This window comes from Modestobacter marinus, assembly GCF_019799945.1.
GTDB classification, from domain to species: domain Bacteria; phylum Actinomycetota; class Actinomycetes; order Mycobacteriales; family Geodermatophilaceae; genus Modestobacter; species Modestobacter marinus_B.
In genome coordinates this window covers 1-19,672 of the sequence record NZ_JABGCH010000044.1, presented here as the reverse complement: position 1 = coordinate 19,672, position 19,672 = coordinate 1, and the positions used below count along the sequence as shown (strand labels likewise).

Here is a 19,672-nt window from a genome sequence, read left to right as displayed (position 1 = left end):
TCCGGTTTGTCGCGTGGGCCACCTTCACCGGGTTCCCGCGTCGGTCCAGCGGCTCGCGGAACACCACCATCGCAGTCTGCAGACTCTGCCGCTGAGAGCCCACCGACCCGCCAAGCTCCGTGATGAGCAGGACCCTGCCCCCGGCCTTGGCGTTGGCCTTCCTCGTCGCAGTGACCTTCAACTCCACCGCCTTCAGGGGCTCTCGACCGACCAGTCTCTGTGATCGGACAGATCGGTCAGACCAACCAAAGCGACCATCCCGACTCCGCATGAGCCATCGCCAGCCGTGAACCGCTGGCGTTGGACGACTTGGATACTCCAAGTGCGACCGCGCTACATCCGATCTCGGTCGTCTTCGTCTTCCCTGCCGGGTCCCACATCAGCACCCGCCTGTCCCACCCCCCGGATACCACCCGTCCGTCACCTAGCACGGCAACCGCCGGGACCCCAAGGGCGTGCTTGCCGAGCTCCGCTGCATCGGCTAGGGGCTGGGTCGGATCCCACACCAGCACTCGTCCGTCCCCTCTGCTGCCGGTGACCACCCGCCCGTCGGCGAGCACCGCCACCGCCCCCACCCCGAAGGCGTGTTGCCCCAGCACCACCGGCCCGGCGCCGGAGTCAGCCGGATCCCACACCAGCACTCGGCTGTCTTCCCAGCTGCCGGTGACCACCCGCCCGTCGGGGAGCACCGCCACCGCGCCGACGCCGAGGGCCTGTGTCCCGAGCAGGACGGGGCCGGCGCCGGGGTCGGCCGGATCCCAGACCACGACCTGCCCGTCCATCCCGCCGGTGACCACCCTCCCGTCGGGGAGCACCGCCACCGCGCCCACCCCGAAGGCATGCGTCCCGAGCTCGGCCGGGGGGGCGCCGGAGTCGGCCGGATCCCACACCACAACCCGCCCGTCGATCCCGCCGGTGACCACCCTCCCGTCGGCGAGCACCGCCCCCGCTCCCACCCCACCTGCGTGTTGCCCGTGCACAGTCGGCTCGGCGCCGGAGTCAGCCGGATCCCAGACCTGCACCCGCCCGTCCATCCCGCCGGTGACCACCCGCCCGTCGGCGAGCACCGCCACCGCCTCCAGCAGGCCACCATCCTCGCTCGCCCCAGCCGAGCCCACCCCGGGGTCAGCCGGATTCCACACCAGCAGCCGCCCGTCCATCCCGCCGGTGACCACCCGTCCGTCCGGGAGCACCGCCACGGCGCCCACTCCGAAGGCGTGCTCCCCCAATACGACCGGTCCGTCGCCGGAGTCGGCCGGATCCCACACCACGACCTGCCCGTCCATCCCGCCGGTGACCACCCTCCCGTCGGCGAGCACCGCCACCGCCGCCACCCCACCTGCGTGCTGCCCGAGCTCGGCCGGCCCGGCGCCGGAGTCAGCCGGATCCCACATCAGCACCCGCCGGTCCGATTCACTGCTGCTCACCACCCGCCCGTCGGCGAGCACCGCCACCGCCCCCACCCCCCCTGCGTGCTGCCCGAGCTCGGCCGGCTCGGCGCCGGAGTCAGCCGGATCCCAGACCTGCACCCGCCCGTCCTTTCTGCCGCCCGTGACCACCCGCCCGTCGCCGAGCACCGCCACCGCTCCCACGGCTCCGCCGTGTTGTCCTAGCATCGGCGTCGCAGCCGCAGGGTCACCGTCGCGCGGATCCCATACCAGCACCCCCCCGTCGGCAGTGCCGATGACGATCCGCCCGTCATCGAGCACCGCGACCGCCCGCACGCTGCCCACGCGCTTCTCCGGCAAGGCAGGCCCGGTGCCGGGGTCTGACGGATCCCACACGAGCATCCGTCCGTCGTTTCCGCCGGTCACCACCCGCCCGTCGCCGAGTACTGCCACCGCCCTAACGGGTCCGGCGTGGTCACTCAGTGCGATCGGTGTGGCGTCCGGGCGGGCCGGATCCCACACCATCACCCGCCGGTCCCATCTGCTGCCTGTGACTACCCGACCGTCGCCGAGCACCGCCACCACCCCAACCCCGACTGCGTGCTCCCCCAGTTCCACGGCGAGCGCCGGACTGGCCCGGTGAGAAGTCCATAGGGGAATCGGGCCCGGGTCGGGCAGGTCAAGTAGCTGGTCGCGAAGTGCGTCGACCACGGTGTTTTCGCCGTGCTCGAGCGCCTCCAGGCACAGCTGTCGGAGCACATAGCCAGCTTGGTCGACCGGGCGCGGCGGTAGAAGGTTGAGCCTCTGTTCGCTGACGATCGACAGCATGGAAGCCAGCGCAGAGTGGTCCGGCCGCGCAGCGGTCGCGATGCGAAGGGCTGCGAGGACGGGGTCAACCCCTGTCACCGGGATCGCGGCGGCGACCCAGGACGGGTGGCCTGCGAGCGCGGCGAGCCGGTCAAGGTCGCTGGCCAGGGTAGCGGGGTATTCGTCGAGCAGGTATCGGGGGACGCCTCCGCGGCTGTTCGCTACTGCGGTCCAGCCAGCATCGCGCCAGCTCTGGGCCCACTCGTAGAGTGCGTTGCGGTAGCTGGAATCAGCGAGGTCTTCGTTGCTCTCGGCGTATTCGAGCAGAGACAAGTGCGCGAACTGATAGCGCGGATTGTCGGGTGACCCGACCGGCTCGAGGCTGCGGGCGGCTCGCTCGCTGACCATTCGGCGTACGTGGCGGGTATGTGCGGCGGGGGGCGGGGTTAGGCCGTTGGAAAGCGTGGCGAGGTCTTGCATCGTCAGCGGACCCGCGGCCGCGGTCAGTGTCCCGAGGACGTCGACCGCTAGGTCGGAGTCGGGGCCGTGAATCAGGTCGTCGATCTCCTGACGAGCCAGCTCGGCCAGGCCTTCGGCCCCGAGGAAGGGTTCGAGGTCGACGGGCTGGACCTGCCTCAGCGGATGACCGCCGGGCACGTCTCCGGGCACCTCGGGTTTGGGTCGGCTTGTGACGTGCACGTGGGCGTGTCCTCCGACCAACGCCGGCAGCAGGCTGGCCACGCTCGGCGACCCGGGCGGGCGCAGGTCCTCGTCCAGGCCGTCGACGACCAGCAACAGATGCCGCCCCGCCTGTTCCGCCTGTTCGGCCGCCATCCGCCAGAGTCGGAGAAACTCGTCTCTGGTCGCCGGCGGCGTAGCGACCTCGCACAGGTAGGCAAGTTGCGAGACGGTTGCGGCAAGAAACCGCTCACTGGAGGCATCGGAGGCCCGGCGGGACAGGAAGTAGCTGACCACGTCCACCTGGTCCGGCAGCCCGACGGTGACCGCCTCGTACATCAGCGCGCTCTTGCCCGCGTACGCCCCGCCGACCAGCCACCGGTAGCCGTCCGTGCCCATGGCGAAGGAGGCGATGTCGACCAACTCGTGTTGCCGGCCGAGCAGCTGCGGCATCCGTGCGTGCAGGGTCCGGCCGTACTCCAGCAAGCTGTCGCGATAGGCCGGTTTCGGCCGCTCCGGCGGGCGGGGTGGCAGCCGCGGCCACTCTGCGGGATCCCCAACTCCGAGCCGTTCCAGCCAGAGAGCGGAGTCGACTAAGCCGGGGCCCCACTCCTTGTGGTAGTCGTCGCACTGTAGGGCGGTCAGGGGCACGGCCATGACCGTCGACGGGCCGGCCCGCGGCGCGTACTCCGTGACGACACCGAGCAGTCGCCCCGCGGCAAGAACCGGTGCTCCGGACATGCCCGACCACTCCGAGTCGGCAAGCCGCTTTCCCTCCGGCGGCAGCGCCTGCGGGGCGACCGAGACGACCACGCTTAGCAGTCCCCTGGCCAAACCCGACGCCACGGGGACAATGCCCAGCGCATCGACTGTTTCCCGAACCGCGTCGGGGCTAGGGGTCTCGGCGAACCAGGGATAACCGATGGCATGGACCCGCTCAACCGGCTCTCCGTTCGGGTTGTCCCGGTCCACCGCCGCAACGTCGATCGGCGGCAGATCGCCCCGGAACCCCGAATCTACGATCTCCACTAAGGCGAGGTCCGGGTGCGGCCCGTCGACATCGCCGACGAACGCCGGATCGACCGTCGCGGTGTAGGTCCGCTTGGCCGGGTCGCGGACTTTCGCCGACACGGCGCCGGCCACCACGTGCGCCGCGGTCAGCACCCACCGCCCGCCGACCAGGCAGCCCGACCCGTACCGGTAGCGGTCAGCGGCCTGCGGGCCGAGGTCGCCGATCACCTCCACCACCCGCGCCGCCACCGGCACCGGCACCGGCACCGGGGGCATCGCCCACTACCCCTTCAGCTCGCTGGTGGCCTGCGCGACCTTCACCGGCCGCCCGTCGCGCCCCACCGGCTCGCCAAACACCACTGTGACCGTCTGCAGCGTGTCCTTGTGCCAGCCCGCCGACCCGCCCAGCTCCACGTTCACGATCGGCACCTTGAACCCGGCCTTGCCATCGGCCTTCCGCGTGGCCGTCACCTTCAGTTCCACGGTCATCGACTGGACCGGCAGCTGTATGTCCGCCTCAGCACCGGCGGCCCGGGCTTGCAGAAGCCCATCCCGCAGCGCCTCGATCGCCTCGGCCAACCCGAGCTCGGTCCGTGGGTCCTGCACCTCATCGTCCATCCGGCACCGTCCCCCAACGACGTGCCCGGAGTCTGGCACGACCGCGAGTCGGAACGGCCCTCTCGCACGATCACGAGTTGTCCGCGCGGCGCGCTACGTTCCGACCATGAGCTCGAAGCCGCGCAAACCGCGCCCCTCCCCCACCGGGACGGCCGCTGGTGTGACGGCTCCCACTTCGCGGTGCCCAAGTCCCCCCTCGGACACTGCGAGGACCTAGTCCGGGGCCGGTACGACCCCGCTCATCGACGCCTGGTGCCGGTCCTGATCTGACGGGTTGGACTGTCTGTGGGCACTTTCACTGGAACAGGTCTGGCTCGTGGAGGCCCTGCTCGCCGACCGTTCCGGGCAACGAGCCGTGGTGCATGAAGCGCTGCAGGAGGCCCCAGCTCATCGCCAACAGGACCGGCACCCTTCGGCCGTTCCGGGACCTCCCTGGCTTCCCGGCTGCTGGCCGACGATGCGCCCCGGTTCGGTCGGCTGGACGCCCTTGCCCACCGCGTCGGGGCGCGAGTCCTCCGAGGGATGACACTGCGGTGACCAGCACCGACCCTGACTACGAGGCCAAGGAGAATCGGGTGCTGGAGCTGTACGCGATCACCGACGGACACCGTCAACCCGGTCCCGGGGATCCGACCGTGGTGATCCGCATCGAGGAGTTCGGGCCGCTGAACCTGCAGGCCCATCGGCCAAGCAGTGGGCGCCGGCCGCGGTCGGCGAAGGTAGGCAAGACCGGCCGCGGCGACGTCGGCGGCGGGCGACCTACACCCGACCGCACGGGGATCCGGCATCTGATGGCCGGCTACGACCTGTCCACCGACCGGCCCTACGACATCAAGATCCGCAAGGACCGCACGCAGTTCCTGGCCTTCTGCCGCTACCTGACTCCCTGCACCCGACCGACGTCCGGCTCGCGATCGTGCTGGACGACCTCACCCACACCTGGCCACCAAGACCGACCGCCGGGTCGGGCAGTGGGCCGCGGCCAACAACGTCGAGCTGGCCTACGTCCCGTTCTACGGCTCCTGGCTCAACCGGATCGAGGCCCAGTTCACCGCGCTGCGCTACTTCACCCTCGACGGCACCGACCACGACACCCACCGCCAGCGGGCCAGCATGATCCGCCGCTACATCGCCTGCGCGGAACCGGCACGCGACCGACCCCAGGCTCCGCACGTTCATTCGCCGAGCCGAGACCATCAAGAGGCGAAGGTTGCCTGACCCGGCACTGTCCCGTGCACTTGTCCGGCCCGAAGCTCCAGGTCCATCCTGAGGTCGCTGCGCGGCTTCCCGCTCACTGGCCAGTGAGCAGATAACTGTGGGCAGTGCGCTCGAACCTGCAGGTCATCCGCCTGCGAGGACATCGCTGGGCACAGCGTTCGGCCCCGGACAGCTTCTAAGCACTTGGCCGCAGGTTCGAGTCCTGCCGGGCGCGCTTCGCCGGGTCGTTGACCAGCGGAAATAGTATGCCGTGCCCTTGGCCCCGACAGAGGGCTGCGCTGAACTCTCGTACGGTCGAGCCTGGCCGAGACGACGATATGAGTTCCAGGGACAGAGGAGTGGGTCCCGAGCACACCGCTCGTAGAGCAGATAACTATCGACACGACAGGCGCGGGGAGATTGTGACTCCCGCTAAGCAGGTTCGCCGGCCCGGCGATGTAGGACACGCCCGCTCCCCCAGCCACCGCCAAGATGAGCTGGTGCGGCGACCGACCAACGCGACGACCGTGGAGCACCGGGGGCGAGGCCGGTGCGTCGTCCCCGAGGTGTGTAGACGCTGTGCGCGATCCGATCAGGTGACCCCCAGCCGCAGCCCGCTCCGAGGCGGGTGACCTAAGCGCCGCAGCCCACCCGGGAGCCGCGGGTGGGACGGCTCGGACTGCCCTAGTTCAGTTGACTCGTCGGTGGGGAGGTCAGGCCGCGGTGGTGGCGAGGTTGAGTGTCTCGTACTCGATGGGTGCGAGCCGTCCCAGGCGGCGTTGCCGGCGGGGATGGGTCAGTCGGCGTCCAGTTCGGCGCGGGTCGGCGGGTCGGCGCCCGGCCGCGAGCAGGTGATGGCCGCGATCCGGCCAGCCTCGTCCAGCACGCTTTTCAAGGTCGACTCGTCGACGGCCGCGAGCGCCGCCCGGTTCGCGCCCCCTAGCAGGTCGGCACGGCCGAGTCCGTCCAGCAACCCGGCGGTGAACGAGTCGCCCGCGCCAACGGTGTCCACGAGCTCGATCGGCGTCGCCGGTCGACTCAGGCCCAGGGCGGCCGTGCGAGCGAAGACGCCTCCGCCACCTCGTGTCACGACCACGAGGGCCGGTCCCCGACTCATCAGTCCGTGGGCGGCCCCGTGAACGAGTCAGGGGCCGGGCATCACCGGTGGGGGGTACCTCCGCGGACTAGTAGTGACCTCCCGACTCGTGGCGGCACGATCAACTGCGCGCCCAGTTCGGTGTCGGTGCCGGGCTGAGCAGTCATTCCGTACGCCCCGCGGCCGGAACTGCTTGCGGAACCGCTGTTTCGCGGCAGTGCGCGCACCGGTTCCGCCGCCGCCGGCGGCCTGCAGGAGCGCCGGGAGGCGTTCGTCGTCGAGGCCTACCGCTCTGGCGGAGTCTGCGCGAGGCCGCGGAGCAAGTGGACCGCTTACGGACAGCTGTCCGCCCTCTGCTTCAAGAGCGCACGGTGGCCAAGCCGGGCGGGAGCGCTTTCCATACCCCGAGACGGCCGCTTACGGAGCAGGCGCTGGGTCGGCCCTGCTCCTCGCGCCTCACCCAGTTTCGGTGACCGCCGAGATACGGTGCGTGACCGCATCGGGGGAGGAAGCATGGGCGAGGACAGAGCGGCCCCGGCCGTCGTCGGCGATACCGCGCAGCCGAGCGTCGCGGCATGACCGCGCTGCTCCCGGGTCCACGGATGCCGATGGACGACTCCGCAGACTCGGTCGCCGGGGGGCTGGACTTCGTCGCGATCGACGTCGAGACCGCCAACGCCCGCCGCGGATCCATCTGCGCGATCGGTGTGGCCGTCGTCCGCTCCGGGGTCGTGGTCTCGACCCACTCCTGGCTGACCCGCCCCCCGGCGGGGCTGGACGAGTTCGACTGGTTCAACGTCGACCTGCACGGCATCACTCCGGAGATGGTCGCGGACCAGCCGACCTTCGCCGAGCGCCTGGACCAGCTGTTGCGCCTCGCGGACGGACTGCCGCTGATCGCACACAACGCGGCGTTCGACATCGGTGCACTCCGTGAGGCGTGCATCGCCGCCGACCGGGCTTGGCCGACGACGGACTACGCCTGCTCGTTGATCATGGCCCGGCGCGCACTTGACCTGATCTCCTACCGGCTGCCGATGGTCTCCACCGAGTGCGGCGTCGACCTCATTGACCACCACGAGGCCGGCTCGGACGCACTGGCGTGCGCGCACATCGTGCTCGAGATCGCCCGTCGCCGGAACGTCGACACGTTCGCCGGCCTCTGCACCCACCTGCAGATCCTCGCCGGACGCCTCGACGCCGCCACCTGGCGTGGCTGCCGCAGCAACCCCGACACGGCGTCCACCACAGGACCGCAGGTGCCCGACGCCGCGGCCGACGCCGACCCCGAGCACCCGCTCTACGGGCAGGTCATGGTCTTCACCGGCGCGCTGAGCATCCGCCGCCAGGACGCCTGGGACGCCGTCGCCAGATGCGGTGCAGTCGTGGAAGCAGGAGTGACCAAACGAACGACGATGCTGGTGGTCGGGGACGGCTTCACCGGGCACGACCCCGCCAACTTCTGGACCGGCAAGGCGGCGAAGGCAACAAAATGGCGGGCAAAGGGCCACCGCATCGAGGTACTCACCGAGGCAGACGTTGTCGACCTCCTCGCGGAAACCCGCACGTCTGGCGTCCGGGAGTCCGTGCTCAGCGGATGACGCGGCGCGTGGAAGTCCAGATCAGTCGTCAGCCTGGGACCCGATGCGACACAGCGACGGTGGCACGTACTGGGACGACCAGGGGCAGCAACTTGATCACCGAATCCCCAGACTGCCAGGGCGGCTGGTAGGGGTTCCTGGACGTTCGCCGCTGTGCGTTCACGCAGGTCAGGTCGCAGTGCGCTTGCCGATAATTGCCCGCGAACAGCCGTGAACACCATGCTTTGGCCACCATCGTGGCACCATCCGCAGGCCGCCTGAGGAACGCCGGGACCCCGGCTGGTGAGGGTCCGGCCGTGGACTCCCTACGGTCGGTGGCCGTAGCTCGTGACCCTGTACCCCCAGGCGAAGGCAACGAATTCGCCAAGGTCCGCGACAGTCCATCCGTGCAGGTCAACTGGCATGCGGATCGAGCACGAACCGCAGTGAACGAGGCCGAATCAGGGATGATGGTGGTCACCGAAGGCCCCACCCTCCGCGCCTGGGTTCTCGTTCGGCCGCCGTTCCCCCGGCCCCGCGCGGCGCCCGCGCTCGGAAGGTCAAGCCAAACAGCCGGCTCATCGAGCAGCGTCGGAGTGACGCCAGGCGCACCGAGGGAACCAGAAGTCAGGTCGGCAAGAGGACGTTCTCGGCGTCGGTAACGCCTTCTCCCCCAGTCGATCTCGGACCGTACTTCCCCCTCGGCCCGACCACGTCCCAGACGGGGCCCGCGCCTACCCGACCTCGATCAGCATGTCCACGTCGTCGGGAAGATCGTCGAAGACACCCAGGTCCGACGTGATCTCGCCCATCTTCGTGAGAGTCGGAACCGAGCTGGTCTCTTCGTAGATGATCGTGATGCTGTCGCGCGGGTTGTAGTACACGATGTCGCCGGGTTGGACGTCGGTGTAGAACGGCCCCGTCTCCGTCAGCGGCTCCGACAGCTCGGTGATGTACTCGATGCCGTAGTTCCGGAAGGTGGGCACGGTCACGGGAAGCATCTCCGCGAAGTCCTGAGCCACCTCGCTGTCGTTCAGAGTCGCCGTGATCGTCTGCCCGCCGGCCGTGATCGTGATCGGGGTGCCTCCGTTCGCGGACGCGCCGGTGCTGTCGGATGCGGGGGCATCGGCGGTCGCTGACGGGGATTCGGTGAGGTCATCCGCTGCGCCGGACCCGGCGGCCTGCTTCGTGTCGGACGAGCACGCTGCGAGCGCGACTGCGGTGGCTGCTCCCAAAGTCAGGGCGGCTGCCCTCCGCATGCCTCTGATGCGGCCGAGCCCGCTGCGACTTCGCTGCGACTTCGAGGGCGTCATTCCTGTGTTCTTCACGGTTGTCTCCAATGCGGTGTGCCGTGAGGCGGTGTTCGAGGTCTGGGGTTCCCGATGGGGTGCGCAGAGCCGCTGATGGGGTCGGCAGCCGGTTCTGCGCCACCTGGTCGGGGATCTACGCCGGTCGGCGCCTACAGGTTGTTCGCGAAGAACGGGACGAGCTCGGCCACGGCCCGGTCCTGGCCGACACCGTCGTAGAGGCTGACGTGGGTCTTACCGTCGAGGACGACGAACTTGTGGGGGCCGGCCGCCTTCTCGTCGAGTTCGACGCTCTGCCACAACGAGCCGGCCTCGCTACCGGCGATGATCAGCAGCGGCTGGGTGAGCAGCGTGTCGGCCTGGTCGAAGGCGTTGAAGCCCATGACGTGGCTGACGCTGTCCAGGAGCATCTTGTTCGGGGCGTTGACGTGCTAACCGCGGGCGGTGAGGTAGTACTCCGCCGCTTCCTGCAGGTCCCGAGGGGCGGTGGTGTCACCGAGCTCCGGGACGTAGGTGCCGTAGGCCGGCGTCATGCCGCCGGCCTCCGCGGTGCGCAGCCCGCCGATGCCTTCCAGGGCCGCAAGCTGGTCGGCCACCGTCGCGGTGCCGTTCCAGCCGCGGCGGAACGTGGCCCCGACGTCGATCCCGCTCACCGTGGCGACGGTCTTGATCCGGCGGTCGAGGGACGCGGCCTTGATGGTGACACCGCCACCGGCGCAGAGGCCGAGGATGCCGATCCGGTTGTTGTCTACGTACGGCAGGGTCGTGAGGTAGTCCACCGCGCTGAAGGTGTCGCCGACACGGTTCGTCGGGACGTCGAGGCGACGCGGCTCACCGCCGCTGGCGCCCTGGTGCGATGCGTCGAAGGCGAGGGTGACGTAGCCCTGCGCAGCGAGGCGCTCGGCGTACTGACCGGCGGTCTGCTCCTTGACGCCGCCGCCGGGGTGGACGCTGATGATCGCGGCGTACTGCTGCGCCGGGTCGAACTCCGGGGGGAGGTACAGGTTCCCCGCCATGGGGATGCCAGCGTTGTCGAACTGGACGCTGTCCATGACTTTCGCTTTTCTCGGATGGGTGTGCTGATGCCTCATCAGGGACCGGTGAGGTGATGCGGCGAACGGTGGGTGACTCCCGGTGGCCGGCGGTGCCGGCAGCGGTCCGGGGATGCGGTCGGTGCGGCTCAGGCGTCGTCGTGGGCGAGGTTGCTGGAGATCTCGCGGTGGGCGTCGAGCTGGGCGAGCAGGTCCTTGGCTTTCTGCTCGACACCGGCGACGGCGTCGGCGCCGGCGACCCAGCGCACCGGCGGCTCCTCCTGGCCGGCGAGCTGGACCAGCGCCGCGGCGAGCTTCGCGGGGTCACCGCCCTGCAGGCCGTTCATGCCGTTCCAGGCGGCGACGGTCTGCCTGGTGCGCTCGGCGTAGTCCTCGATCGAGGGCTCGGCGTAGCTCGTGGACTCCGGGGTGAGCAGGTCGGTGCGGAAGAAGCCGGGCTCGACCACCATCGTGGAGATGCCGAACGGCGCGACCTCCGGCGCGAGGGACTCCATCCAGCCCTCGAGAGCGAACTTCGACGCGGCGTAGGCGGAGGTGAACTCCTGCCCGATCAGGCCGGCGGAGGAGCTCATGGTCACCACGACGCCGGAGCGCTGGGCGCGCATGACCGGCAGCACCGCGCGGGTGACGGTCAGCGGGCCGAACAGGTTGGTCTCCACCTGCGCACGGAGATTCTCCGGGCTGATCTCCTCGAAGAAGCCCGCGATGAAGTTGCCGGCGTTGTTGACCAGCACGTCGATCCGGCCGAACCGGTCGAGCGCGGCGTCCACCGCGGCCTGCGCGCCGGCCGGGTCGGTGATGTCCAGGGCAACGGTCAGCAGGTCGTCATGCGCGCCGACTGCGGCGGCGACCCGCTCGGGGTTGCGGCCGGTGGCCACCACCGCGTGGCCGGCCGCCAGAGCCGCCTGTGCGATGTCCACACCCATGCCCCGGCCCGCGCCGGTGACCAGCCAGACGTTCTTCTCGCTCGTGGTGTCAGGCATGTTCGTTCGTCCTCCATCGCAGATTCGCGCCCCGCGTCAGGTGCCGGTCGCGTGATGTCCCACGCCCGGCCGGCGGCGGCAGAACCCATGCAACCCGGCGTCGGGAGGCCGGAGAAGTCACTGCTGGGGGGTGTACTGGCAGGGCATCCCTCGACCGGCCGGACGGCCCTAGCCTCGGGTCCGTGGACAACAGCGACGAGGTCAAGGCCTTCCTCAGCACCCGGCGGGCCAAGATCAGTCCCGAGCAGGCCGGGATGGCCCACTACAGCCGCAACCGGCGCGTGCCAGGCCTCCGCCGCAGCGAGGTCGCCGATCTGGCGGGTGTGAGTGTCGAGTACTACGCCCGACTCGAGCGCGGCAATCTGGCCGGCGTCTCCGAGAGCGTGCTGGACGCGCTGGCCCGCGCGCTGCAGCTGGACGAGGCGGAGCGAGTGCATCTGGCCGACCTCGCCCGCGCCGCCGGCCCCGGCACGCGCGCCCGGCGCACGCCCACTCCCCAACAGGTGCGGCCCAGCCTGGCTCGCATCCTCGCCGGGATGACCGAGGTGCCGGCGATCGTGAACAGCGGAACCCTCGACCTGCTCACCGCGAACCCGCTGGGACAGGCACTGTTCGCCCCCGTGCTCGCCGATCGGACCCGACCGGTCAACCACGCCCGGTTCTGCTTCCTCGACCCCCACGCCCACGACTTCTGGCTCGACTGGGAGCGGGCCGCCGACGACAGCGTGGCCGCGCTGCGTCTGGAGGCCGGCCGGGATCCCTACAACAAGAGACTGACGGACCTGGTCGGGGAGCTGTCCACCCGCAGCGACGCCTTCCGGGTCCGCTGGGCCGCGCACGACGTCCGCCTGCACCGCACCGGGATCAAGTCCTTCCACCACCCCGTCGTCGGCGACCTGCACCTGTCCTACGAGGTCATGGAACTGGCCGCGGACCCCGGCCTGTCGCTGATCGCGTTCAGCGCCGACGCAGGCTCACCCGCCGACGACTCGCTGAGGGTCCTGGCCAGCTGGGCTGCCACCCACGTGCCGGCCGACGCCCTGACGCCCCCGAAGCCGGTGTGAGCCGGCAGCCCCAACGCCTCGACCCGACGCGCCTCGCGCCTCGCCGGCCACCCGCTACGCCTCCCGGAGTCCCCCATCATTGTCGTCTTCCTGGCGGTCGCGCTGCTCGCGCTCGTCGTACTCCCCGGTTACATCTGGTGGCGGATGGTGCGCTCCACCACACCGCCCGGCCGCCTTCGGCGCTGGCTGACCGTCCTGACCGTCGTCCTCGCCGTGCTCCCGCTGGCCGCCGACGCCCTCAACCGCGTGCTCCCCGCAGAGGTGGCCACGCCGCTGGAGTGGGTCGCCTACAGCTGGCTGGGCGTCGCCCTCTACCTGTTCCTCGCCCTCCTCGCCCTCGAACCGGTGCGCTGGGTCCTGCGGCGGGTGCAGCGCCGCCGCGAGGCGGCACCCGAGCCGGCCAAGGCCCTCTCGACCGCCGCCGCGGGTGAGGCCCACGACGCGCCGCTCGGGGACGAGGACCCCGCGCACCACGAGGAGGAGGCCGCGCCGAACCGCCCGGTCGACACCGGTGCGGGCAGCGTCCAGCCGCACAGTCGGCCGGCGGACGACAGGGTCATCGACCCCTCCCGGCGGCTGTTCCTCGCCCGCAGCCTGGCGGCCACGGCAGGCGCCGTGGCCCTCGGCACCGCGGGCACCGGCGCGTACTTCGCCAACAGCGCCCCGGTCGTGCAGCGGGTGCCGATCACGCTGCAGGGCCTGAGCCCCGCACTCGACGGCTTCCGCATCGTCACGTTCTCCGACGGACACCTGTCCCCGACCTACGGCGGACGCCGGTTCGAACGACTCGTCGAGATCGTCAACGCGCAGCGCCCCGACGTCGTCGCCATCGTCGGCGACCTCGTGGACGGCGAGGTCGACGAACTGCGCAGCGACGTCGCCCCGCTGGCCGACCTGGTCAGCGAGCAGGGCGTCTTCTTCGTGACCGGCAACCACGAGTACTACGTGGACACCCGCGCATGGCTGCGGCACCTCCCCACCCTGGGCGTGGAGATCCTCCGCAACGAGCGGATGCCCCTGCGCCGCGGCACCGCGACCTTCGACCTCGCCGGCATCGACGACCGCACCGCCGCCGCGTCCGGAGTCCCAGGGCACGGCGCCAACCTGGACGCCGCTCTCGACGGCCGCGACGACGCCACCCCCGTGGTGCTACTAGCCCATCAGCCCGTTCAGGTGGAACAGGCCGCGGCCGCAGGCGTCGACCTGCAGCTGTCCGGCCACACGCACGGCGGCCAGCTGTGGCCCTTCGACTACGTCATGACACTCGACCAGCCGATCATCGACGGCCTGACCCAGTTCGGGGACACCCAGCTCTACGTCACCCGCGGCGCCGGCTATTGGGGTCCGCCGATGCGAATCGGAGCCCGACCCGAGGTGACCGTCGTGGAGCTGCGGTCACCTCGCAGCTAGTCCCGTGCACTTGTCCGGCCCGAGGCTCCGGGTTCATCCTGAGGGCGCTGTGCGCCGTCGCGCTCACTGGCCAGTGAGCGGATAACTGTGGGCAGTGCGCTCGAACGCGCAGGTCACCGACCTGCGGGGACGTCGCTGGGCACAGCGTTGGGCCCCGGACAGCTTCTAAGCACTTGGTCGCAGGTTCGATCCCTGCCGGGCGCGCCACAGGTCCCCGACCAGCTACTTCGTCCGCGAAGCCTGGCACGGAGGTCTGGCACAGCGCTCAGCGAACGGATGACTCTCGCCTCGTGCGGGACACCTGGGAGTCGCTGATCCGGGACTTCGTGCGTCACCTCAAGGGGACCAACCGCGCCGTCAACACCCAGATGATCTACCGCCGCACTGCCCTCGGCCGCGTTGCCTTCCTCGAGCGGGACGGCGAGCTACCCGCACCGCGGCAGCTGACCCGACGTCACGTCGAGGCCTACGTGGCTCACCTGATCGACACCCCGCTCGGTATCGACGGCCAATTCACGACGGCCGATACCCGCGCAGCGACGATGACGCCGGTGGTCGCGTACCGCGAGGCGATGGCCGGCTTTGCGCGTATGGGAACGATGGAGGTCTGGTACGCCCATCTGGACGAGGACGACATCCGAACCACGGTTCGAGCCGCGGTCGGCGCGGCCGAGCACCACGACAAGAACACCAAGGGGCGTCACGACAGGAAGGACGAGAAGGGCAGGACGAGCGAGAAGGGCAAGCCCGGCAAGCCCGATCGTGCGCTGCAGCGGGCGTATGAGAACGCCGAGAAGACGCTGGCGAAGGCACATTCGCGGGACAGCCTGCAGGCGTTGTCGAAGCTCGCTGAGCTGGTGGACGTGAGTACTGGATCGTCAACCAGCCCCCGATCGTGGTTCTTGTGCGTGACCTCGCCGCCACCCACGGAATCTGCGGTGACGAGACAGACAAGATCATTCGTGACCAGTTCAGCGCCTACCGGCCACGCTGCAGTACGACCGGCGACGCCTGTTGGAGCGGTTCGAGATCGTCGACGTGGCGCGCAAAGTGGTCGGCGTCGGCAGCGTCGGCACCCGGGCATTCATCGTCCTGCTGCCGGGACGCGACGCGCACGACCCCCTGTTCCTGCAGGTCAAGGAGGCGACGGCGTCGGTTCTGGAGCAGGACCTGCCGAAGAGCCGCTATGCGCAGCCCGGCGAGAAAGAGTGCACGAATTGCCGGAATTCCTGCTCGGTCTGGTCCGCGTAGCGGGCGGAGAGTCGGTGATGGAACGGTCGAACTCCTCGCCGTCTCCCAGGTACTGCGCAATCGCGACGGATCTCCGGAGCGGGCGTGTGCTCGGGCCAGTGTCCATCCGCAGAGCCGGGCGTAGAGCGGGAGCCCGGCGGGGATCATCGCTTCGACCACCGCCGAACCTTTCATGTCGCGAGGCTGGCGCCACGAGTAGTGGCGGTCGGCGGCAACGCCCTGGGTCCAGCCGAGGAAGATGTCGCTGGCGGCCTGCATGATCCGTTGCCCTTGCACCAGGCAGTCCGGGACGGACGACGACAGGCTGCCGAGGGGTCTGACCGCGGGCCGGTGCACGGCCGAGGCGGACGACATGCGAGGGGGCACTCAGATGATCGACCTCAGACGCTGCGGCCGCGGCGTCGTCGCCGTGACGGTTGCGATGGCGATGTTCCCTACGACCGCCGCTGCCACGGAGGGCTCGTCAGCAGAGGCAGGTGCCTCTCAGTCGCCGATCGACATCCGCACGAGCGACGTGGCTTTCGTCGACGACCTGCCAAGTCTCAGATTCTGCTATCACACAGTGCCCATCGAGGTGGTGAACACAGGCTCGCCCGATCCTGAGACGACAATCCGAGGCGAGGTCGAATCAAGGACGACCCTTCGCTCGAACGGAAAGAACTACAGCCTGCTGCAGTTCCACTTCCACACCACCAGCGAGCATCGGCTCGACGGCGAAGTGTTCCCGATGGAGATGCACCTGGTTCACCAGGCCGAGGACGGCGAACAACTGGTCGTCGGAATCTGGATCGAGGCAGGTGACCACAACCGCGACCTGGCGCCCATCTTCGCGGATCTACCGGCCGATGAGACCGAAAAGCTGACTATCCGCCGCTTCGACCTCGACAAACTCATCCCGGACGACGACGACACGTACCGCTACCAAGGCTCGCTCACGACACCTCCGTTCACCGAGGGCGTGCAGTGGATCGTGTTCGACGAACCGCTGGAGATGTCCTTAGAACAGATCTTGAGCTTCCAAGCACTGTTCCCTGACGGCAATGTTCGTGAACCTCAGCCGCTGAACGATCGGCAAGTCCTGAGCGACGTCGATGACGACGCCTGATGGATGGCGCGGCGCACTGGCCTTCGGAGCGCCGCCCGCGCTGATCGTCCGGCGTGATCCCGCCCCGGTTTTCAGAGACACTGCTCATCTACTTGCCTGTGTGTCGCAGCTCGATGATCCGCCACAACCGGCTTCCGCCGCCGAGCCGCGCCGCTACCGCTGGCCGGGGCGCCGGCCGATCGATGATCGCGCCGCACTCGCCGGGATCGTCTCTAGTGCCCAGGACCGGCATCAACTGGCACCAGCTGCCCACCGGCCTGGGTGGCTGTTCCGGAGTGACTGCTGGCGCCGGCTGCGGAACTGGACCGAGGCCGTCAGCGTCGACCACCTGCTCACCGCCCGCCGTCGGACCACCCACCCCGTGTCCGCCGCCTGACCAGGTTCGTACTGGGGCCGGGCAGCCCGCGAGGGCGGGGCGACCCCTCGCCCGACGCGGCCGGCAGCTCCGGGCCTCCCGCCCCGACGGTTTCCGCGGCCGTCAGAGACTGTGCGCTGCGAAGAACTGCCACATGGCCGTGCTGGCCCGAGGGCCTCGGGGGTCACTGTACGAACCGCCGGCGAGCCCACCGGACCAGGCGTGTGCCAGCGCCTCGACCTGCCAGTGCTCGAGCTGCTTGCGTCCCCGCGCCGTGTACCAGCGGGTCACGGTGAACCGGCGACCGCCGGCTCTGCGCGGCGCGCCTGCGCGGGACCGGGTGATCCGCAGCGGGTCCTGCGGCCCGGAGGATCGTGCGGCGTCGTACGCCAGCCACTGCTCGGCCAGCAGAGGACCACTCCGCCCGTGCACCACTGCATCCGCCGTCCCCTGGAAGACGACGAGGGGCGCCATGCGCGCGCCGGGGAGGGGTCTGACCACCGCCCCATCGCCGCGCATCGCGGCCAGTGCCTGCAGGCCGTTGGTGGCCGACCGGTAGGCCGGCGCCGAGTGAACGCCGACCGCAGCGAACACGTCTGGGTAGGTGGCGGCCAGGATCAGTGCCATGGCCCCGCCGGCGGAGATGCCCGCGGCATGGACCCGCGACGGGTCGATCCGCCACCGGGAGCGTTCGGCCGTCATCTCCGCAGCGATGCCGGCCAGGATGGCCGGCTCCCCTGCTCCGCGTGACTGGTGCGCTGACTCGTACCAGCGCCAGCACCCGCCTGCCTGGTGGCCGCGGGTCTGGCGCGGAGCGGCGATGACGAAGCCGTTGCGGTCGGCCAGCGCGGCGAAGCGCGTGGCGGCCACGAACTCCTCAGGGTTCTGATTGCAGCCGTGCAGGAGCATCACCAGCGGGACCGGCGTGGACCGCCGGTGGCCGGCGGGGAGGTAGACGTCGTAGGACCGCGACCCAGCGGGTCCGCTGTGGCTGGCGCGGAGCCAGCGTCCGCTCCCCGGCCGGGCGGGGTTGGTACGGGGCGCGCCGGTGCGGCGCGCCGGTCCGGGCACGGGAAGGCCGAGCGGAGCGGCCTTGGTCGCGCGGGCAGCGGTTCTCCGCTTGCGCGGAGGAGCCAGCAGGAACGGGAAGAGGGGCAGCGCGGCGCGCTTGCTGCGCGAGGACCGACCGGAACGACGTGCCATCTTCCCTCCGCGGCCACTCGGCTGGGGCCTCCGCTGCCCGTCGAGGACGGACGAGCCGGAGATGTGGACCGCTCCCACCGCCGGCGGCGAGCGTGAGGTCGAAGTGGCGGTCAGGACACGACTGGATCCTGCGCATCGTAACCGTCCTGCTCCTGCTCACCGTGCGGGTGAGGTCGTGCAGCCCGCAGAGTCACCTGCCGAGCGTCGGCACTCGGCTCCCAGAGAAGTGACCGAAGGCGAGGCGCTCGGCGGACTCATCACGAGGCGAGGCCGGCTCACCGGATGTCCCAAGCGGCTTCCGCCAGGTCTTCCGCCCGGCAGAGCGCCGTGCCGAACATCGTCTGCTCTCCAGAAAGGGGCAGCTCGGCTATATGGCGCCGCTGCGCCAGGGGTCCGGTCCGGCCCGGGGCGCGGCACCCTGGTCCACTCCAGCCGCGGCGTCCAATTCCGCTCGAACGCCTTCGTCCGCACGATCATGGCGAGGAACAGAACCGATTGCCGGCTGTGGCGACACCCGCGGCCCTCTCCCGGAGGGGAACTTGCGCCAGTGCCTGCAGCAACGTGAAGGACTCGATCACGTCCAGCCGCTCAGGGCGCAGGCCGGCCTTGTTGACGGGCGTCCAGTGCGGCTGTCGGGGAGATGAACTCGCGGGCACGGGCCCCTCGCTGGTGATCGATGGCGTAGGACACCTTGAGATCACCAGACGGCCCGTGTTCGCCCTTCAACACGCAGCTCAGCCCCTCGCTCTACGACTTCGCACGAGCCCTGGTGTCGAGCCGGGTCATCAACGAAGGGCTGAATTTCTGCCCGCAAGTATCTCAACAGTGTGATCACCCCTCCTTCTCGTGCGCACCGAGGGCATGGAGGAGGAGAACGACCTCGGCGGACCGATCCGAGCGCCCCGCCCACAAAGGCGATGGCATCCTCCTGCGCGAGGTGAACCCCCAATACAACGGAAGGGCAGACTTTCATGACCATCTTGGCCGGAATAGCGGTAGAGCTCACCACGTCCAACGAGTCTCAATCCGGAACCGACGATCACCTGTACGTCGGCATAGTCGGCAAGGGCGGAGGCCGGGAGTTCGCGCTGGCCACGCCCTCGGAGGACTTCGAGTCCGGGACCGAACTCTTCCTGCTCGGCGATATCTGGGACTCCACCGTCACCTCCGTGCCTTCGGCGAAGAAGCCCTTCGACTCGGAGCCCGGAGGGGAGAACGATCCGGTGCGCGCCCTGATCGAGGCCGAACTCGTGGACTACGTGTATCTCAGGAAGCAGGGCGACAACACCGAGGAGGACGACGACGTCTATCGCCTCCGGCGGGTCACGGTCTCGTTGTTCTTCAGCATCGATGTGACCGGTGCCGGCCGCCGCGTGGACTACGAGTTCATTGCGCCTGCTCAAAAGCCGTGGCTGACGCTAGCGAACGAGAATGGGCACACGGTCTACTTGCATGAAGTTGCCGATCCGCTGGGCGAAAGCATCGCCCCGGTCTAGCCCGGATCTTTCACGAGCATGATCATCGGACTGGTCGTCGGGGTTCTTGTCCCGCGTGGGCGTGAGATTGG

At 69.8% G+C, this 19,672-nt stretch carries 13 protein-coding genes and 3 pseudogenes; 7 read left to right on the top strand and 9 right to left on the bottom strand.

Annotated features, from left to right (window positions below):
* Positions 1 to 236 precede the first annotated feature (236 nt).
* From HK417_RS22785 to HK417_RS22775, 3 genes are all read right to left on the bottom strand, one after another.
* Positions 237 to 4,151 (bottom strand): trypsin-like serine protease, encoded by a 3,915-nt coding sequence (locus HK417_RS22785; protein ID WP_222272402.1) that lies wholly within the window; start codon positions 4,149 to 4,151, stop codon positions 237 to 239.
* A gap of 15 nt (positions 4,152 to 4,166) precedes the next feature.
* A complete protein-coding gene (locus HK417_RS22780; protein WP_222272393.1) occupies positions 4,167 to 4,502 on the bottom strand; it encodes a trypco2 family protein in 336 nt (111 codons plus the stop codon).
* Between the two features lie 1,993 nt (positions 4,503 to 6,495).
* Positions 6,496 to 6,819 carry a PfkB family carbohydrate kinase gene (locus HK417_RS22775; RefSeq protein ID WP_261327621.1) on the bottom strand — a complete coding sequence of 108 codons (324 nt, stop codon included), beginning with the start codon at positions 6,817 to 6,819 and terminating at the stop codon, positions 6,496 to 6,498.
* Between the two features lie 551 nt (positions 6,820 to 7,370).
* Here HK417_RS22775 and HK417_RS22770 point away from each other — a divergent pair.
* Positions 7,371 to 8,396, top strand: coding sequence for an exonuclease domain-containing protein (locus HK417_RS22770; protein WP_222272389.1), 1,026 nt, complete (start codon positions 7,371 to 7,373; stop codon positions 8,394 to 8,396).
* A 713-nt stretch (positions 8,397 to 9,109) separates the two neighbouring features.
* Here the strand turns inward: HK417_RS22770 and HK417_RS22765 are convergent.
* From HK417_RS22765 to HK417_RS22750, 4 genes are all read right to left on the bottom strand, one after another.
* Positions 9,110 to 9,703 (bottom strand): cyclophilin-like fold protein, encoded by a 594-nt coding sequence (locus HK417_RS22765; protein ID WP_222272387.1) that lies wholly within the window; start codon positions 9,701 to 9,703, stop codon positions 9,110 to 9,112.
* Between the two features lie 131 nt (positions 9,704 to 9,834).
* Positions 9,835 to 10,092: a hypothetical protein gene (locus HK417_RS22760; RefSeq protein WP_222272385.1), complete on the bottom strand. Its 258-nt coding sequence runs from the start codon at positions 10,090 to 10,092 to the stop codon at positions 9,835 to 9,837.
* A gap of 21 nt (positions 10,093 to 10,113) precedes the next feature.
* Positions 10,114 to 10,734: an alpha/beta hydrolase gene (locus HK417_RS22755; RefSeq protein WP_222272383.1), complete on the bottom strand. Its 621-nt coding sequence runs from the start codon at positions 10,732 to 10,734 to the stop codon at positions 10,114 to 10,116.
* 128 nt (positions 10,735 to 10,862) lie between these two features.
* A complete protein-coding gene (locus tag HK417_RS22750) occupies positions 10,863 to 11,717 on the bottom strand; it encodes an SDR family oxidoreductase (RefSeq protein ID WP_222272381.1) in 855 nt (284 codons plus the stop codon).
* A 182-nt stretch (positions 11,718 to 11,899) separates the two neighbouring features.
* Between HK417_RS22750 and HK417_RS22745 the strand changes: the two genes are divergently transcribed.
* The 3 genes and pseudogenes from HK417_RS22745 to HK417_RS22735 form a co-directional block, all read left to right on the top strand.
* Positions 11,900 to 12,781, top strand: a complete 882-nt coding sequence (locus HK417_RS22745) for a helix-turn-helix domain-containing protein (RefSeq protein WP_222272379.1) — start codon at positions 11,900 to 11,902, stop codon at positions 12,779 to 12,781.
* A 144-nt stretch (positions 12,782 to 12,925) separates the two neighbouring features.
* Positions 12,926 to 14,191, top strand: coding sequence for a metallophosphoesterase (locus HK417_RS22740; protein WP_222272377.1), 1,266 nt, complete (start codon positions 12,926 to 12,928; stop codon positions 14,189 to 14,191).
* A 987-nt stretch (positions 14,192 to 15,178) separates the two neighbouring features.
* A pseudogene (locus HK417_RS22735) lies at positions 15,179 to 15,442 on the top strand (DUF2252 family protein); the annotation flags it as partial.
* Positions 15,443 to 15,505: 63 nt separating this feature from the next.
* On the opposite strand, the pseudogene HK417_RS27325 reads toward HK417_RS22735, so the two are convergent.
* A pseudogene (locus HK417_RS27325) lies at positions 15,506 to 15,796 on the bottom strand (DUF2252 family protein); the annotation flags it as partial.
* Between the two features lie 16 nt (positions 15,797 to 15,812).
* On the opposite strand from HK417_RS27325, the gene HK417_RS22725 reads away from it, so the two are divergent.
* Together HK417_RS22725 and HK417_RS22720 are read left to right on the top strand one after the other, a co-directional pair.
* Positions 15,813 to 16,547, top strand: coding sequence for a carbonic anhydrase (locus tag HK417_RS22725; protein WP_222272373.1), 735 nt, complete (start codon positions 15,813 to 15,815; stop codon positions 16,545 to 16,547).
* A gap of 113 nt (positions 16,548 to 16,660) precedes the next feature.
* A pseudogene (locus tag HK417_RS22720) lies at positions 16,661 to 16,860 on the top strand (transposase); the annotation flags it as partial.
* A 165-nt stretch (positions 16,861 to 17,025) separates the two neighbouring features.
* Here the strand turns inward: HK417_RS22720 and HK417_RS22715 are convergent.
* Positions 17,026 to 18,105, bottom strand: a complete 1,080-nt coding sequence (locus HK417_RS22715; RefSeq protein ID WP_222272371.1) for an extracellular catalytic domain type 1 short-chain-length polyhydroxyalkanoate depolymerase — start codon at positions 18,103 to 18,105, stop codon at positions 17,026 to 17,028.
* 971 nt (positions 18,106 to 19,076) lie between these two features.
* On the opposite strand from HK417_RS22715, the gene HK417_RS22710 reads away from it, so the two are divergent.
* The gene (locus tag HK417_RS22710; RefSeq protein ID WP_222272369.1) at positions 19,077 to 19,601 is read left to right on the top strand and encodes a hypothetical protein; all 525 of its coding nucleotides are present in this window, start codon (positions 19,077 to 19,079) and stop codon (positions 19,599 to 19,601) included.
* Positions 19,602 to 19,672 lie beyond the last annotated feature (71 nt).

What these genes read in the sequence shown, in the direction of transcription:
- HK417_RS22760 (WP_222272385.1), bottom strand. Translation starts at nt 10,092, where the DNA reads ATGCTCCTGGACAGCGTCAGCCACGTCATGGGCTTCAACGCCTTCGAC.
- HK417_RS22710 (WP_222272369.1), top strand. Translation starts at nt 19,077, where the DNA reads ATGACCATCTTGGCCGGAATAGCGGTAGAGCTCACCACGTCCAACGAG.
- HK417_RS22750 (WP_222272381.1), bottom strand. Translation starts at nt 11,717, where the DNA reads ATGCCTGACACCACGAGCGAGAAGAACGTCTGGCTGGTCACCGGCGCG.
- HK417_RS22755 (WP_222272383.1), bottom strand. Translation starts at nt 10,734, where the DNA reads ATGGACAGCGTCCAGTTCGACAACGCTGGCATCCCCATGGCGGGGAAC.
- HK417_RS22725 (WP_222272373.1), top strand. Translation starts at nt 15,813, where the DNA reads ATGATCGACCTCAGACGCTGCGGCCGCGGCGTCGTCGCCGTGACGGTT.
- HK417_RS22770 (WP_222272389.1), top strand. Translation starts at nt 7,371, where the DNA reads ATGACCGCGCTGCTCCCGGGTCCACGGATGCCGATGGACGACTCCGCA.
- HK417_RS22715 (WP_222272371.1), bottom strand. Translation starts at nt 18,105, where the DNA reads ATGGCACGTCGTTCCGGTCGGTCCTCGCGCAGCAAGCGCGCCGCGCTG.
- HK417_RS22740 (WP_222272377.1), top strand. Translation starts at nt 12,926, where the DNA reads ATGGTGCGCTCCACCACACCGCCCGGCCGCCTTCGGCGCTGGCTGACC.
- HK417_RS22780 (WP_222272393.1), bottom strand. Translation starts at nt 4,502, where the DNA reads ATGGACGATGAGGTGCAGGACCCACGGACCGAGCTCGGGTTGGCCGAG.